This window comes from Bacillus sp. JNUCC-21 (assembly GCF_041222765.1).
Classification (GTDB): Bacteria; Bacillota; Bacilli; order Bacillales; family Bacillaceae; genus Bacillus; species Bacillus velezensis.
Genome location: NZ_CP166019.1, coordinates 220,445 through 235,687, shown reverse-complemented (window position 1 = coordinate 235,687; position 15,243 = coordinate 220,445). Strand labels below are relative to the sequence as shown.

Here is a 15,243-nt window from a genome sequence, read left to right as displayed (position 1 = left end):
CCGTATGATGTATTGTTATTTCCTTCTCCGTGAAATGAGAACATTACATATAACGATTGCGGACATAAAAAGTTTCATGAATTAAAAAGCCGGCACAAAACGGCCTCATACATTATCTCACAACCCCGTTTTCCAGTATATAGTCTGTCCAAACAAAAAAGGCGCCTTACCATTACGGTAAAAACGCCTTTTAAGATCATTTTATGTAATTGATAAATGACTGAGTGCTTCGGCCGCTCTTTCTCTGGCTTCTTCAACGGTCTCAGCTGCAGAAAGCGCAACCGCCATACGGCGTCCTACTTTCGTGACGGGTTTACCGAATACGCGGACCTGAGTGCTTTTTACCCCCAAAGCCTTTTCCAAACCTTCAACCGCATAATCAGCAAGCTCTTTTGGCGCCTTCAGCGGACGGCTTGCCCCCGGCGACAGCTGAGTGATTTCCGGAATCGGGAATCCCAATACCGCGCGGACATGCAGCGCAAACTCTGACAAATTTTGCGTTACAAGCGTAACGAGCCCCGTATCATGCGGACGGGGAGACACCTCGCTGAAATATACTTTATCTTCAGTAAGGAAAAGCTCCACCCCGAACAAACCGTATCCGCCGAGCTCGTCCGTTATGCTTTTCGCAATGTGTTTCGCCTCTTTGATCTGCTGTTCCGTCATATGATGAGGCTGCCATGATTCAATATAGTCACCGTCTTTTTGTTCATGTCCGATCGGCGCGCAAAAGGACGTACCGTTCGCCGCGCGCACTGTCAGAAGAGTGATTTCTGATTCAAACGGAATGAATTCCTCAACGATGACCCGGCCGTTTTTCACCCGGCCGCCTTCCATCGCCATGTCCCAGCAGCTTTTCAGCCCGGAAGCCGAGCGGCACACGCTTTGCCCTTTTCCGGAAGAGCTCATCAGCGGTTTTACCACGCACGGAAAGCCGATTGTTTCCGCCGCTTCTTTAAATTCTTCATATGTATTCGCGAATTCATAGCCGGCAGTCGGAAGATGAAGCGTCTCTGCCGCAAGCCGTCTGATGCCTTCACGGTCCATCGTCAGCTTTGCCGCACGCGCATTCGGAATGACGTGAAACCCTTCTTCCTCAAGCTTCAGCAGCTCATCCGTCGCAATGGCTTCCACTTCCGGCACGATCAAGTCCGGTTTTTCTTTCTCAATGACTTCTCTGACCTGCGCTTTATCAAGCATATCAATCACATAGCTTTTGTGTGCGGCCTGCATGGCGGGAGCATGCTCATAGCTGTCAACGGCTACAGTGACAACCCCGAGCCGCTGCGCTTCAATGACGACTTCTTTCCCCAGCTCGCCTGATCCTAATAACAACATCTTCTTCGCCTGATACATGTCCTTTGGCCCCTCCCTTTCTATACCCCACTCATTATAACGGAAATATTCAAAAAATAAAGACAAGATAGATGACAAGCTCTATCCTGTCTTTTGCGCTGATTCGAGCGATTCAATCGCCGCTGACACGTCCTTCTCGCAATATTGCCCCATTAAACATAACGATTCTTCCGCCCGGCAGGCGTGAGAAGCAATGCGGCGCTTGGCTTCCTCATGGTTGTCAAGGATGCCGAGATCACAGAGGCTGACGGGGAAACCGAGCCGGAGGTAAAACGGAAGCAGCTCTTCAATCTCAGGTCTCCGATTCTCAAGCGCGAGCTGCACCAATATGCCGTAAGCAACCTTCTGGCCATGCAGCACCTGATGTGTCTCCTGAAGAAAACTGAGTCCGTTGTGGACCGCATGCGCCCCTGCCATCCTGCACAAACGGCCGCCATACCCGCCGACCGTTCCCGCAAGCATAATGATCGTTTCCGCCGTATGGATGAACGGCACGGACAGCTCGCCTTTCTCCATGCTTCCGACGGCCGCTTCACTGTAACGCAATAACAGATTACGGATATATTCCGCCTGTCTCAGCCCCGCCTGCGCCATCAGCGGCGCCGCCTCCTCCGTATTTCTGATGACCGCCTCAGCCTCATACCATTTCGCCAGCGTATCACCGATCCCGCTTTTCATATATTCAATGGGAGAGGAAAGCAAAAACAGCGGATCAACAAGCGTCAAATAGCTTGAACGCTTATGATAATCAACTCTGATAAAATTGCCGCTCTCATCATATATGACACTCAACGGCGTACTTGCCGCACACGTCCCCGCAATGGAAGGAACCATCACAGCTTCAATATCAAGCCGGTCTGCCGCCGCTTTTGCCAAATCCAAAATCGTGCCGCCTCCGATACCGATGATCACATCCGCGTCTTCCGCCTGCTCACAGACCTTACGCACCGCCTCAGGTGAACAGTATCCTTTATGCTGAATCACATCCCAGGAAGAACCGCCGCTGTAATCGGAGAACGCCTGATAGGATTTGATTCCGGTCACAATAACGGGTTTTCTGAATGTCTCCAGCAGCCCCGGAAGTTCTTTTGCGATTCCTTCCTTGCATATGTACTGATTTGGGCCGCTTCGGACGATATCTTCAGGCTTCATTCGAATCTCTCCTTTGGCTGGAATTTATATATATTTTCCCACTTATCAGAAAATACATCAACCGAAGGTGCGTCAGCGCTTCGCTTCTTCCGCCTCCAAAAACAGCTCATCAAGCCGCTCCAAAGCCTCTGCCTTTTCAAAACTGCTGAACCACAGATCATCATAGGAATCAAGGATGCGGTAATGGTGGGAAATCAAATGCTGCTGCAAGCGGAACTCGCCTTTTTTCTCGATGGCTTTCCACCACACCTTGCCGCCCATCGTCTTCCCCTTCGGCCTGTCAATTGTGCGGTGAGCAACCGTTTCAATGACTTCCAGCGGATCATCTCCTAATACGGATTGCAGTGTTTCACTTGACCTGAAAAGCGCGCAAACCGCCACAACGTGCGGCCATTCCGCAAGCGCCCGCCCTTTCTCAATCTGCACCAGCGACTTTTTAGAAAGGCCGATTACATCCGCCATTTTCTCCTGTGTGTAGCCTCTCTCCGACCGGATTTTCTTCAGCTGGACTGAGACAAGCTCAGTCATATAATCTTGATCCATCTCAACCTCCATATTTATCAATATAGCCATTTTACACCGCGGCACGCCTTTTTTATATCAGAACATTTTCAAACGAATCAATAGAACCCGGAATTGGCTTATCATTGAAGCGATGTACCTTTCCGCATAATCCTGAATGATGCGGTGAATACAAACGTACGCCCGAATAGACAGGTGCAGGCTCCCTGGCGGTTGAGCTCGGACAAAATAAAAAGCTGCCGCAGTTGCAGCAGCTAAAACTTTATAGATCGGAAAATCAGCATTATGAAGCGAACACAATCCATCTTGCACTATAATTGACACGTTTTTTCGAACCCTGATTGACCATTTTAAATCTGTATGAATCTCCTTTTTTTAACGAAGGTGTTTCAAAATAAGTCGTTCCATTTTTCTTTGCATTGGCGGTTTTGATTGTTTTCCAGGCACCTTTGCCGTTGACTTGCTTTTGGACGTATATTTTATACGTGCCCTTCCCTTTACTGTTGGATTTAAAAGTCACGGCTCTCAAGGTGTACTTTTTTGTCGTTTTAGTGAATTTAGGGTGATATGTATTGATCACATAGTTAGTGAAATACCCGCTTTTATAAGTATGAAGCCAGTCTTTTGCCTCTGCTTTTTGCGGAGAAGAAAAACCCATAAAACCAATTCCGCTGATTAAAAGAGTAAAAATAATGATGAGCGACTTAAAAATCTTTTTGCTTTTCATCGAGAAAATCCTTCCTTCCTGTAACTATTTACCCTATTTATGTTAATGACAATATAGCCAATCATAAATCCGTCCAACTAACCATTTTGACCGCAGGAGGAGATGTGAACAGCCCTTAAAATGACTATACGACTACTACTTATGATTCTTGTCATTTTTGATTAAGTGATAAAGTTACTTTAAACCGCTATTCATTTTGTTGTTTTTGTATCAATTGTCACAGCGAGGTCTTTTCCTATCAATGCCTCTCTTTCGGCGTTTGTTCTGCTGCTGTGATGGGGCTCTCCTTGGATAAACCCCTGCACCCATGACAAACTGTCATACGTTTGCCACCTATGAATGAACGCACAATACACATAATGGAGGGATTGCAATGGACGAAATGGTCCTGGAAACACAACAATGGCTGAATGAGACGTACAAAGGCAGACACGGGTACAACAAAGTGCCGGAAAACGGAAAAACGGGCTGGGATACCATTTACGGTCTGACACGGGCGCTTCAAATTGAGCTTGGTATTTCAGAACCTGCCGATAACTTCGGACCGACGACACAAAGATTGTTTAAGCCGTTGAAAAAGCAGGCTCCCGATTCTAAGCCGACAAACATGAATTACATTCTGCAGGGGGCGCTGTGGTGTAAAGGTTTTAACCCCGGCGGATTTTCAGGCGTTTTCTATGAAAATACCGAAAGGGCTGTAAAAGAGTTTCAAAAAGCGGCCGGGCTCACTAAGCAAGACGGCATCGTCACGGCACTCATTATGAAAGCCTTGCTGGATATGAGCGCTTTTCGATTAGTAGCGGGAGGCGACAAAAGAATCCGCCAAATCCAGCAGAACCTGAACCGGGATTACAATGACTACATCGGCTTGATGCCTTGTGACGGCTTATATGCCCGCGATACAAACAAGGCTCTCATTTATGCTCTGCAAAAAGAAGAAGGCATGAGCACAAGCGTCGCCAATGGATTTTTCGGAAACGGCACGACCGACTTATGCCCTACCTTGACTCCCGGCGATTCACGGACAGGCTTTGTCTTGATTGTCCAATACGCGCTTTACTGTAATGGGGAAGCGTTTGATCCCGGTGAATTCGACGGAAAATACGGCGTCGGAGTTGTATCGGCAGTGAAAGCTTTCCAAAAGTTTATGTGCCTGCCGCAGACCGGTTATGCGGACATGCCGACGATTAAAGCTTTATTATCAAGCTCAGGCGACACAACGCGGGCTGCTTCAGCTTGTGACACCGCTGCCATTTTGACGGCAGATACGGCTAAAACTTTGCGTGAGAATGGCTATAAGATCGTGGGAAGATATCTGACCGGGAATGTGCGGACAAGCAGCGGACTGACATCGAAAGCGTTAACGTCAAAAGAACTTTCCACGATTTTCAATGCCGGCTTAAGCGTGTTTCCGATTTATCAGGACGGCGGCTATGAATCTTCTTATTTTGTAAAAGACCAAGGAACGAGAGATGCGTACAGCGCTGCATCAGCCGCCCGAAGATTAGGTTTTCCGTCAGGAACGACCATTTACTTTGCGGTCGATTTCGATGCGTATGATTATGAAGTCACAGATAAAATCATCCCTTACTTTCAAGAAATCAAGTCAGCTTTTATGAAAATGCAGGCGTTCTCAACTGCGCCGAAATATGAAATCGGGGTATACGGACCGAGAAACATTTGTATCCGGACGTCAGAAGCAGGTCTGACCAAATATAGCTTTACGGCTAACATGTCGACCGGATTCAGCGGCAACCTCGGATACCCGATGCCGAAAAACTGGGCTTTTGATCAATTTTATGAAGGATCAATCGGAAGCGGAGCGGGAAAAGTCGCCATTGACAAAGACGGATACTCCGGAAAAGACTCGGGTGTAAGCAGCGTCCATCCGCCTTCTGATCCTGTGTATGATGCAAGACTGCGCACACTGACGGATATTTTAACAACCATTCCTGCTTTAGAAAATATATCGAATCTTGCGAATGCCATGTTTGAATTCGACAAGACAGAAACCATTTATGCATCACCTGAAATGGATATTCTTTTATCTACTTCACTTTTGGCAACAGTGCCAAGCGAAGGTTCTCCCAACACAGTTACCATTACAAATGGCAAACCGGGAGCTTATATTACCGGTCTGATGGGGGATTCACAAGTCTCTTTTACAGCATCACAAATTGATTCCTATCAAAACCTGCTTAACAGTCTGAGCTTGTCAGTCCGCAACGGTTATTTAGAAGTGTATGTCAATCCGGCTGCGGGATCGCTGAATATTCAATTTAAAATTTATACACCTGATATTCCGGTCGGTGACAGTGCTACAACTGGACTAACAACTACCATTACATTTAAAATAAAACAAAAGAGCTTCAGGTTGCCGGATTCCGAAGAAGTGTACTCTCCGGATTGGGATTCTGTCGTGAATACCATGGCTATTGCAGGCGCAGGAATTATTGTTATTGTAGGGATCGGTGCTTTAGTCGTTTTAGCACCTGAATTAGGAGGAGCTGCAGCCTTGTTCAGCACGGTTTTATCACTATTTCTATAATTGAACAGGCAGCTCCTTGCTCCAGGAATGCTCAATGAGTATTCTTGGAGTTATTTCTAAAGGAGGATTCGCATGAAGATTGATATGCAGACATACAAGGAAACCGTTCAAAAAATAGAAACCGATTTGATTCCGCGAAGTCAAAATGACAAAGAACTGCTTACATACTTAATGAAACAAGATTCGCTCACACTGAATCAAATGAAAATGTGTTTCACTGAACCGCCCCTCACCTTCCAACATACTGTCAAAATCGTATGTACAGTTACATTCATCACGTTATATATCTTTTTTTTCAGCACTCATTTTAATGATTTGATTGAAATGGCTCTGCAGATGGTTTTCGGCCTGGCCGGCCTTGTTTGGATTATTGCTGTATTTCCGTTTTCAAGAAAAATCCAAGTGTCTGACCGTTTCAGACAAAAATCTGAAAACACCCGTATCACCGGAATGATAGACTTTGTCCTCGAACAACGATACAAAGACATGATCAGTTAAAAACCCCTCTGCTTAAGGGGTTTTTTTATTATGCAATCCCTTCACCCCCCTTATCAAAAAGGCTCTTCCCCTTTGGAAAAAACCGGAACACCCAATTTCGTTTTCAATATAATGAGGTAGTGGATCTGCAAAGAAAGAAGGGCGACATGATGGGTATCATTAATGGCAAAATGTTCATTGACCGATTAAATCAGCTTGGAAATGAGATTTGGCTTGATGGTGAAAAGATCGAGGGACAGATTTCTGAACATCCCGCATTTAAGGGCCTTCTGGAAACGAAGCGCTCTCTTTATGATTTGCAAACGAAACCGGACATGAAAGATCAAATGACTTACAGTCTTCCCGGTAAAAAAGAACGGGCCGGGCTTTCATACCTGCAGCCGAAAACGAAAGAAGACGTAAAAAGAAGAAGAAACATGTTCGAACATTGGGCCAGACACACGCACGGAATGATGGGACGAAGCCCGGATTATATGAATACCGTGCTGATGAGCTTCGCCTCCTCCGCCGCGCTTTTGAAAGACCGCGATCATTGTTTTCCGGAACATGTTCAAGCGCTGTACGAACGCGCTGCTGCACAGGATCTTTCTTTTACGCACACGTTTATCACCCCTCAGGTGAATCGTTCACAAATGGGTGTAAACGTATCGCCGACACCTATCTCGGCAAAAGTCGTCGATAAAAATGAAAAAGGCCTCATCATACACGGCGCCCGGATTTTAGCCACACAAGGCGGCCTGACGGATGAAGTGCTCGTGGTTTCTCTGCCTAAAATGTATTTTGAATCGGATGAAGCGTTCGCTTTTTCAATCCCTTCCAATACAAAGGGAGTAAAATTCATCTGCAGGGAATCTTTCGTACTCGGAAAATCATCGTTTGATTATCCGCTCAGCTCAAGATATGAAGAAATGGATTCTATCGTTGTATTTGATCACGTTTTGGTCCCTTGGGAACGCGTATTTTTTTATAATAATTACGAGGCGGCTTTTGATTTTAATATGAAAAGCTCTTTTAACGCCTTCGCATTTCATCAAGTCATCACGAGACAAATTGTAAAGACGGAGTTTCTCCTGGGCCTCGCCCAAACGCTTGTCGAAGCGATAGATGTGGGCGAATATCAGCATATTCAGGCTAAGATGGCTGAAATCATCACCGGTCTGGAAACGATGAAAGCCCTTTTGGAAAAGTCGGAGAATGATGCGGAAACAGATGAATGGGGTTATATGCGTCCGAGTGTCACTCCGCTTCGTGTGGTCAGCGCGATTTTTCCCGACATCTACCCGCGCTTCACGGAAATCATTCAGCTGATCGGGGCAAGCGGAATGGTGACTTTGCCGACTGAAAAAGCGTTCCGTTCTGACATCAGAGGAGACCTTGACCAATATTTGCAGGCGGCCGGATTGAACGCTGAGGACCGGGTAAAAGTGTTCCGCCTCGCATGGGATTTGACCATGAGCCCCTTCGGAACAAGACAGACACAATATGAGCGGTACTTCTTCGGTGACCCCGTCCGCTTAACCAGCCATCTGTACAGAAGCTATCCGAAAGAAGAACAGACCGCGGTCATCAAGGAATTCCTGCACATTCATAAATAAAACAAAGCAGAGAGCGCATCTCTGCTTATGATAGCTGGATCGGCTGCCGCCGATCCTATTTTTTATTTTGGCTGATCACCACCATCGTAATATGCGATAACGCGAAAGAGACAAGCGTATACACGACGGCCCACCCGATAAACGAGAAATTCAATACGGTAAAGGTGCATATAAGGCAAACGGCCAAAGCGGCAGCCGGCATAATGAACGCGTTTTTAAACAGGTACGTTCCGGCGACTGACAAGATGATGATACAAAGCGGCAGAACACCGAACGCAAAATCCAATTCATCAATCAACAGATGCACTCCCTTCGCTTTTCTTAGTCCGGCCTAACACATCTTATGCCTGAGTACAAAATCGAGTACTTCAAATCTTTCGCGCTCCGGCTGATTTTCCCTCCGGTTATTTATTCAAAAAAATGAAAACTTTCCTTAAAGCGTTTACATTCACGTCAGACTGTGATAATTTAAGAAAGCGCTATCATACACAAGTTAATGATTTTTGGATGGAGATGAGGAGAACCAGGAAACCCCGCCCTTTCACAAGGGTGATTTCTGGTTCTTTTTGTCATTTTCAAGGAAAGGAGTCATACATACATCATGATAGACGTTCAGCAAAGGGGAGGATATGATGTTTCAATTGTTTAAGCCGGCTCCGCATATTGAGAGATTGGATGATTCAAAGACGGATGCGGCCTATAAACGGCTCAGGCTGCAAGTATTTTTGGGGATTTTCATCGGGTATGCCGGGTATTATTTGCTTCGCAAAAACTTTGCCTTCGCTATTCCTTATTTTCAGGAACAAGGGTTTTCAAAAGGGGAACTTGGCTTGGTGCTTGCGGCCGTATCAATCGCTTACGGCTTCAGTAAATTTATTATGGGGATGGTGTCTGACCGCTGCAACCCGAGGTATTTCCTTGCGACGGGTCTGTTTTTGTCAGGTGTGGTAAACATTTTATTTGTTTCCATGCCGTGGGTCACGTCAAGCGTGACGATTATGTTTATTTTTATGTTTATTAACGGATGGTTTCAAGGAATGGGCTGGCCGCCTTGCGGACGGACGATGGCTCATTGGTTTTCCATCAGTGAACGCGGCACGAAAATGTCGATATGGAATGTCGCCCATAACATAGGCGGAGGTATTCTCGCCCCGCTCGTGACTCTCGGCATCGCCATGTTTGTTACTTGGAAAAGCGTGTTTTTCTTTCCGGCGATTATCGCCATCGTCATTTCATTTGTGATTGTTCTTCTCGTTCGGGACACGCCGCAATCCTGCGGGCTTCCGCCGATTGAAGAATACCGGAATGACTATCCGAAGCATGCGTTCAAAGACCAGGAAAAAGAGATGACGACCAAAGAAATTCTTTTTAAATACGTGCTGAATAATAAATTTCTGTGGTATATCGCATTTGCCAATGTCTTTGTTTACTTCGTACGGTACGGTGTCGTTGACTGGGCGCCGACTTATTTGACGGAAGCGAAAGGGTTCTCTCCTGAAGATTCCAGATGGTCTTATTTCCTTTATGAATATGCGGGAATTCCGGGAACGATTTTGTGCGGCTGGATCAGCGACCGGTTTTTCAAAAGCCGCCGCGCGCCGGCAGGCGTACTGTTCATGGCCGGCGTATTTATCGCTGTATTGGTCTACTGGCTTAACCCTGCCGGTCATCCGCTCATCGATAATATCGCGCTGATCAGCATCGGCTTCTTAATCTATGGACCTGTCATGCTGATCGGGCTTCAGGCCATTGACCTTGCGCCTAAAAAAGCGGCGGGAACGGCAGCCGGCTTAACCGGGTTTTTCGGCTACATCGGAGGCTCTGCTTTCGCCAACGCCATCATGGGTTATGTCGTAGACCGCTTTGACTGGAACGGCGGCTTTATCATGCTTATCTCCTCATGCGTGCTGTCCATCGTCTTCTTGGCTATGACGTGGAATACGGGCAAGCGGGCGGAGCATGTGTAAGAAAACAACATAAAAGATTAATATTTTTGCAGTACAGCATTTACAACGATTTTCTACACTAGAGACAGATATTGATTTTTAAGGGGGAAGAAAACATGCGGAAACATAAATTGTTTGCTTTGGTATTGCTTTCATTCGGTTTATTGTCATTCATCGTCACGCCTGTATCGGCAGCGGGAAAAGGAAACCTCTTGTCTCCTGACAGAATTTTGACCATTGCCCATCGCGGTGCTTCGGGGTATGTCCCGGAGCACACGATCCTTTCTTATGAAACTGCGCAAAAAATGAAGGCTGACTATATTGAGCTGGATTTACAAATGACAAAAGACGGCAAGCTGATCGTCATGCATGATGAAAAACTGGACCGCACCACAAACGGACAAGGCTGGGTGAAGGATCATACATTAGCCGAGATTCAAAAGCTCGATGCTGGCTCTTGGTTCAATAAGGCCTATCCGGAAAAAGCAAAACCGCAATACGCCGGACTTCGCGTTCCCACACTTGATGACGTGTTAAAACGGTTCGGCAGACATGCAAACTATTATATTGAAACAAAGGCGCCCGAAACATATCCGGGTATGGAAGAAAAACTGATCGCTTCACTGAAAAAATACAAATTGGCAGGTAAGCATGCGAAACTTGGACAAGTTATCATTCAGTCTTTCAGCAGGGACAGCCTTCTGAAAATCAAACAGCTCGATCCGAAACTTCCCGCCGTCCAATTGCTTGAAGCGGAACAGATGACGTCAATGACTGACGCAGATTTAACGGACATAAAAACATATGCCGTCGGAATCGGACCGGATTACAAAGCGCTGAACGCTCAAAATGTCCGAAACATTCGCAGCCACGGCCTTCTGCTTCACCCTTATACCGTGAACAGCGAGGCGGACATGCGCCGTCTGCTGAATTGGGGCGTAACCGGTGTGTTTACCAACTATGCGGATATATTCCAAAAGGTTAAAAAAGAATACAAATCATAAAGCCAGCATGGGTTCGGAGATGATGCCGAACCCATTTTTTTTGCCCGATCATGCAAACGCCGTCATGGGTTATGTAGCGGGCGGAGCATATTATTAAAGCTTACATTCACCTTTATATTAATTAAAGGTATCACTGTAATTGTGAATTACCTATGATACCTTACAAACAAAAGGATATAATTATTTATTTCTATTATCTATTTTCGTTCTTACACTATTTGTAATAGACGATAATACAAGTGATACTAAACCATAGACAACCACCCATCCCCAGAAGGATAGATTAAAAACAGTGAACATTAATATGACTGAAACAACTATACTGACAAGCGGCATTATATACACTTTTTTGAAAATATAAGTGAATATAATCGATAAGACGATAATAGAAAGTGGTAAAATACCAAAAGCAAGATCTAGCTCATCCATTATTATTCTCCTTTGTGAATTTAATTTTTCCCTTTAAATATACTCACTCAGCTGTCTAGCGATTTAAAAAATGTATCTATCCACTCCATACTTCTTTGTTTTTCTTAATCATAAAAAAGTCATATTCAGAAACATGGGTATTGTTAATAATTTTTTCAAGTCCTCTGATAGGAGTAGATTTTAATTTTTTTCCGTTTTTATAAGAGTAAGAATTAATCACATATTTCCCACCTTTTCTTATTTCTAACAAGAAAATTTTAGATTCGTCAAAATAAGTGAATTTTGCTTGGTTTTCAAATTTTGTCGACCTATTTAACGGAATTTTTTTTCCCGGCTTCATACTTTTCAAATCGAAAGTATAAAGTATTGAATTAGCTGCCAAATGATATAAAGTGTCATTTTTCACAAAAAAGTTATTAGTGGAAAGAGGAATTGCCAGTTGAGAAATTTCATCAGGGATATTATAACTGCCTAAAGGATATGCCCCTTTAAACTTTTTATGCTCTAAATCAATTTCTGCTACTTTGAATTGTACTTTGTTTGATTTATCCGTTTGGTTATATAGTATAAAAAAGGCTGAGCTTTTTTTAACTATTATTTGTGAATAAACACTCCAATTTTCTTCATTTAATATAGGAATTGTTGTTCCTTTCCCTACTGTAACTTTATCTTTATCTATTTTAATACCCTGAAAATTCGGTGTTTTAATTGAAGAATCTTCATTTATCACGTAAATATATTCACCGTCATTACCAGTACTTGTATAGAAACCCGGAATAATCTTTTCATGAAATCCACTGCGGTTACCCCATCTGATTAAACTATTATAATGGTTTTCACCGACTCCTTGATTATTCAAAAAATAAAAGATATTTTCTTTTCTTAAATGGCCTGATGACTGCCCATAACTTGTATGTACTTGATGTTGCATCGGGAATTTTTTAAAGTTATCGCCTATCATATAAACTTCTTTTTTGTCCTGTCTAACTATGTTTTTTTCATCTTGTGCAATGGTTCCAACCTCAATAGCATCTCCTTTTACAGCTGTTGCTGCTCCTTTTTCATCAATGTATGCAGTATAACTCCCATCTTTAGGATAATCTATTGTAGCTGAATAATATATAGCTGCAATTTTATCATTCAAGAAATACTTTTCCTTTTCTTTTTCAGTTTGTTTAACATTAGAAACTGAATTAGTATATTTAAAAGTTCCAATACATATAAATATACCTATTAATACTATGACCGCAATTATAATAAGCCACTTAATCTTGTTCAAATATAATCTCTCTCCTTAAAATAATATGACTCCCTAAATAAACTTAGGGAGTGAAAATAATTCATCTAAATGTTTTGATAGTTTTTGTATAATCGGAATCTCTGATGTCTCTTGGGTAGACGCCCAGTCCTAATTTTCGCGTTTTCATACTTATTATCCCTAACTATTTACTTTCCTATATTTTAATTTATTATACAATTATTGTAATCTCAACTTACGTACTGTATTTATTCTATGGTTAATTATTTGTTTTGTCTCTAAAACTTTGACTTTGGAGTACAGGAAAAAGATGAAGCATGGAGAAGAAGAAACATAAAAGATTAATAGTTGCCCAACATATCTTTTAGATTCATTCTTTAGTATGGAAGACAGTTATTGATAAGGCGGAGAAATCATGAGAAAAAAAGAATACTGTCCCTGGTTGCCTGTCGTTAGGCTTTCTCATTCATCGTCACGTCTGTATCGAACCCATGTTTTTTTGCCCGATCAAAAAACCTTGCGGGAACGTTCCCGCAAGGTTTTTATTAATCATTACTCTTTTCCGGCAGCGGCTTCGGCCTGTCCGCCTTTTAATTGATCATTGATTGCTTTGGCGTCTTTCAAATACTCAGTCTTGAATCCGCTCTTCAGCGCCCACGCATAGAAGGCAAGGGCAACGATTGCGATCAGCCCCATATCCCAGCCGTACGGAATGATGTTCAGACCGCCGAATTTTTCACTTCCGAGCCATGAAATGACCATCATGCTGAGCAGATAGACAACCATCCAGACGCCGCCTTTAAAGTTTCTGCGGAATCCTTTCCACTTCGCTTTCGCTTGGTAGTAGAAATAAATCGGAAGGCCGATCAAAATGATAAACAGCACCTGCCCTGTTAACGGCCAGCGCGCCCAATACAGCACGAGAGACGCGAACACGAAGCCGAGCGGTGCAACCACGCTGAGGCCTTTCAGACGGAGAGGCCGGTACAAATCCGCCGCCGTCCGCCGCAGCGTCATCACCGTCACGGGACCCGTGATATAAGAAATCAGCGTCGCAACGGAAATGATTTCAGCAAGCACGCCCCATCCTCTGAATAAAAACAGAAAGATAAACGATACGACCAGGTTGAAAATCATCGCTTGGCGCGGCACGCCGTACAGCGGATGAAGCTTTCCGAAAATGCTCGGCATATATTTATTTTTTTCCATGCCGTAAATCATGCGGGACGTCGTAGCGGTATAAGTAATACCCGTTCCTGACGGAGATACGAACGCATCCGCATAAAGAATAATGACAAGCCAGTTGATATTCAATGCGATCGCCAAATCGGCAAATGGAGAGTTGAAGTTCAGGTGACTCCAGCCGTGAACGATCATGGAAGGTTCAACCGCACCGATAAATGCGATTTGCAATAGGACGTAAATGACGGTTGCGACCAGCAGCGAACCGACAACCGCAATCGGAATCGATTTGCCGGGATTTTTTGCTTCTCCGGCCATGTTAATCGGGCTTTGAAACCCATTAAACGCAAATACGATACCTGATGTGGCCACCGCCGTCAGCACGCTTGCCCAGCCGTTCGGCGCAATGCTTGAACCGGATGTGAAGTTTCCGCCGTGAAAACCGGTAAACAGCAGCGCTCCGATTGTCAGCCCCGGAATAATGATTTTAAAGATGGTAATCAATGAATTCGCTTTTGAAAATAAGTTAACTGTCCAATAATTCAGTAAAAAGTAAATAATCAGTAATACGGATGCGAAGCCGAGCCCCTCTCCCGTAAGAGTGCCGTTGTGAACGAGATTGCTTGTCCATTTTGCCCATTCCCACGGCCATGAGCTCATGTATTGAACAGACGCAACCGCTTCCACCGGAATAACGGAAACAATCGCAATCCAGTTTGCCCATCCTGCGATAAATCCAATAAATGATCCATGAGAATATTGAGTATATTTTACCATTCCCCCGGCTTCCGGGAACATTGAACCCAATTCACTGTAAGAAAGTGCGATAAACAAAATAACGATCATACCGATAATCCAGGAAATAATTGCGGCAGGTCCCGCAATCTGAGCCGCCCGCCACGCCCCGAATAACCAACCGGAGCCAATCATCGACCCAAGTCCGACCATCATGAGTGCAAACGTTCCCATTCTGCGATGTAATTGATTCATAAAGTTAACACCTTTCAATTAAAATATGACTCCAGC

The 15,243-nt window shown here is 44.3% G+C and carries 13 protein-coding genes; 5 read left to right on the top strand and 8 right to left on the bottom strand.

Going from position 1 to position 15,243, the window contains the following annotated elements:
- Positions 1 to 201: 201 nt before the first annotated feature.
- From purT to JNUCC21_RS01300, 4 genes are all read right to left on the bottom strand, one after another.
- Positions 202 to 1,356, bottom strand: coding sequence for a phosphoribosylglycinamide formyltransferase 2 (gene purT / locus JNUCC21_RS01315; RefSeq protein WP_032870218.1), 1,155 nt, complete (start codon positions 1,354 to 1,356; stop codon positions 202 to 204).
- Between the two features lie 81 nt (positions 1,357 to 1,437).
- Positions 1,438 to 2,508 carry an iron-containing alcohol dehydrogenase family protein gene (locus JNUCC21_RS01310; RefSeq protein WP_031378714.1) on the bottom strand — a complete coding sequence of 357 codons (1,071 nt, stop codon included), beginning with the start codon at positions 2,506 to 2,508 and terminating at the stop codon, positions 1,438 to 1,440.
- Between the two features lie 72 nt (positions 2,509 to 2,580).
- Positions 2,581 to 3,051 (bottom strand): helix-turn-helix transcriptional regulator, encoded by a 471-nt coding sequence (locus JNUCC21_RS01305; protein WP_003156718.1) that lies wholly within the window; start codon positions 3,049 to 3,051, stop codon positions 2,581 to 2,583.
- Between the two features lie 262 nt (positions 3,052 to 3,313).
- The gene (locus JNUCC21_RS01300) at positions 3,314 to 3,757 is read right to left on the bottom strand and encodes a Ser-Thr-rich GPI-anchored membrane family protein (protein WP_007408999.1); all 444 of its coding nucleotides are present in this window, start codon (positions 3,755 to 3,757) and stop codon (positions 3,314 to 3,316) included.
- A 373-nt stretch (positions 3,758 to 4,130) separates the two neighbouring features.
- Here JNUCC21_RS01300 and JNUCC21_RS01295 point away from each other — a divergent pair, with 373 nt between their 5' ends.
- The 3 genes from JNUCC21_RS01295 (at position 4,131) to hpaB (ending at position 8,398) form a co-directional block, all read left to right on the top strand.
- Positions 4,131 to 6,305 carry a glycoside hydrolase domain-containing protein gene (locus JNUCC21_RS01295; RefSeq protein WP_369878502.1) on the top strand — a complete coding sequence of 725 codons (2,175 nt, stop codon included), beginning with the start codon at positions 4,131 to 4,133 and terminating at the stop codon, positions 6,303 to 6,305.
- Positions 6,306 to 6,377: 72 nt separating this feature from the next.
- Positions 6,378 to 6,803: a hypothetical protein gene (locus JNUCC21_RS01290; protein WP_023356680.1), complete on the top strand. Its 426-nt coding sequence runs from the start codon at positions 6,378 to 6,380 to the stop codon at positions 6,801 to 6,803.
- A gap of 149 nt (positions 6,804 to 6,952) precedes the next feature.
- Positions 6,953 to 8,398 carry a 4-hydroxyphenylacetate 3-monooxygenase, oxygenase component gene (gene hpaB / locus JNUCC21_RS01285; protein ID WP_369878501.1) on the top strand — a complete coding sequence of 482 codons (1,446 nt, stop codon included), beginning with the start codon at positions 6,953 to 6,955 and terminating at the stop codon, positions 8,396 to 8,398.
- 55 nt (positions 8,399 to 8,453) lie between these two features.
- Here the strand turns inward: hpaB and JNUCC21_RS01280 are convergent, their stop codons facing one another.
- Positions 8,454 to 8,696 (bottom strand): DUF2651 family protein, encoded by a 243-nt coding sequence (locus tag JNUCC21_RS01280; protein ID WP_007408994.1) that lies wholly within the window; start codon positions 8,694 to 8,696, stop codon positions 8,454 to 8,456.
- A 334-nt stretch (positions 8,697 to 9,030) separates the two neighbouring features.
- Here JNUCC21_RS01280 and glpT point away from each other — a divergent pair, with 334 nt between their 5' ends.
- Together glpT and JNUCC21_RS01270 are read left to right on the top strand one after the other, a co-directional pair.
- On the top strand, positions 9,031 to 10,365 hold the full coding sequence (gene glpT, locus JNUCC21_RS01275) for a glycerol-3-phosphate transporter (protein ID WP_003156725.1): 1,335 nt from the start codon (positions 9,031 to 9,033) through the stop codon (positions 10,363 to 10,365).
- A gap of 95 nt (positions 10,366 to 10,460) precedes the next feature.
- Positions 10,461 to 11,348 (top strand): glycerophosphodiester phosphodiesterase, encoded by an 888-nt coding sequence (locus JNUCC21_RS01270; RefSeq protein ID WP_007408993.1) that lies wholly within the window; start codon positions 10,461 to 10,463, stop codon positions 11,346 to 11,348.
- A gap of 180 nt (positions 11,349 to 11,528) precedes the next feature.
- Here the strand turns inward: JNUCC21_RS01270 and JNUCC21_RS01265 are convergent, their stop codons facing one another.
- The 3 genes from JNUCC21_RS01265 to JNUCC21_RS01255 all read right to left on the bottom strand — a co-directional run bounded on the left by JNUCC21_RS01265 (position 11,529) and on the right by JNUCC21_RS01255 (position 15,207).
- Entirely contained in the window at positions 11,529 to 11,777 is a 249-nt protein-coding gene (locus JNUCC21_RS01265; RefSeq protein ID WP_369878500.1) for a DUF2651 family protein, read from the bottom strand.
- A 76-nt stretch (positions 11,778 to 11,853) separates the two neighbouring features.
- On the bottom strand, positions 11,854 to 13,056 hold the full coding sequence (locus tag JNUCC21_RS01260) for a hypothetical protein (protein WP_369878499.1): 1,203 nt from the start codon (positions 13,054 to 13,056) through the stop codon (positions 11,854 to 11,856).
- Between the two features lie 531 nt (positions 13,057 to 13,587).
- On the bottom strand, positions 13,588 to 15,207 hold the full coding sequence (locus JNUCC21_RS01255) for an APC family permease (protein ID WP_007408992.1): 1,620 nt from the start codon (positions 15,205 to 15,207) through the stop codon (positions 13,588 to 13,590).
- Positions 15,208 to 15,243 lie beyond the last annotated feature (36 nt).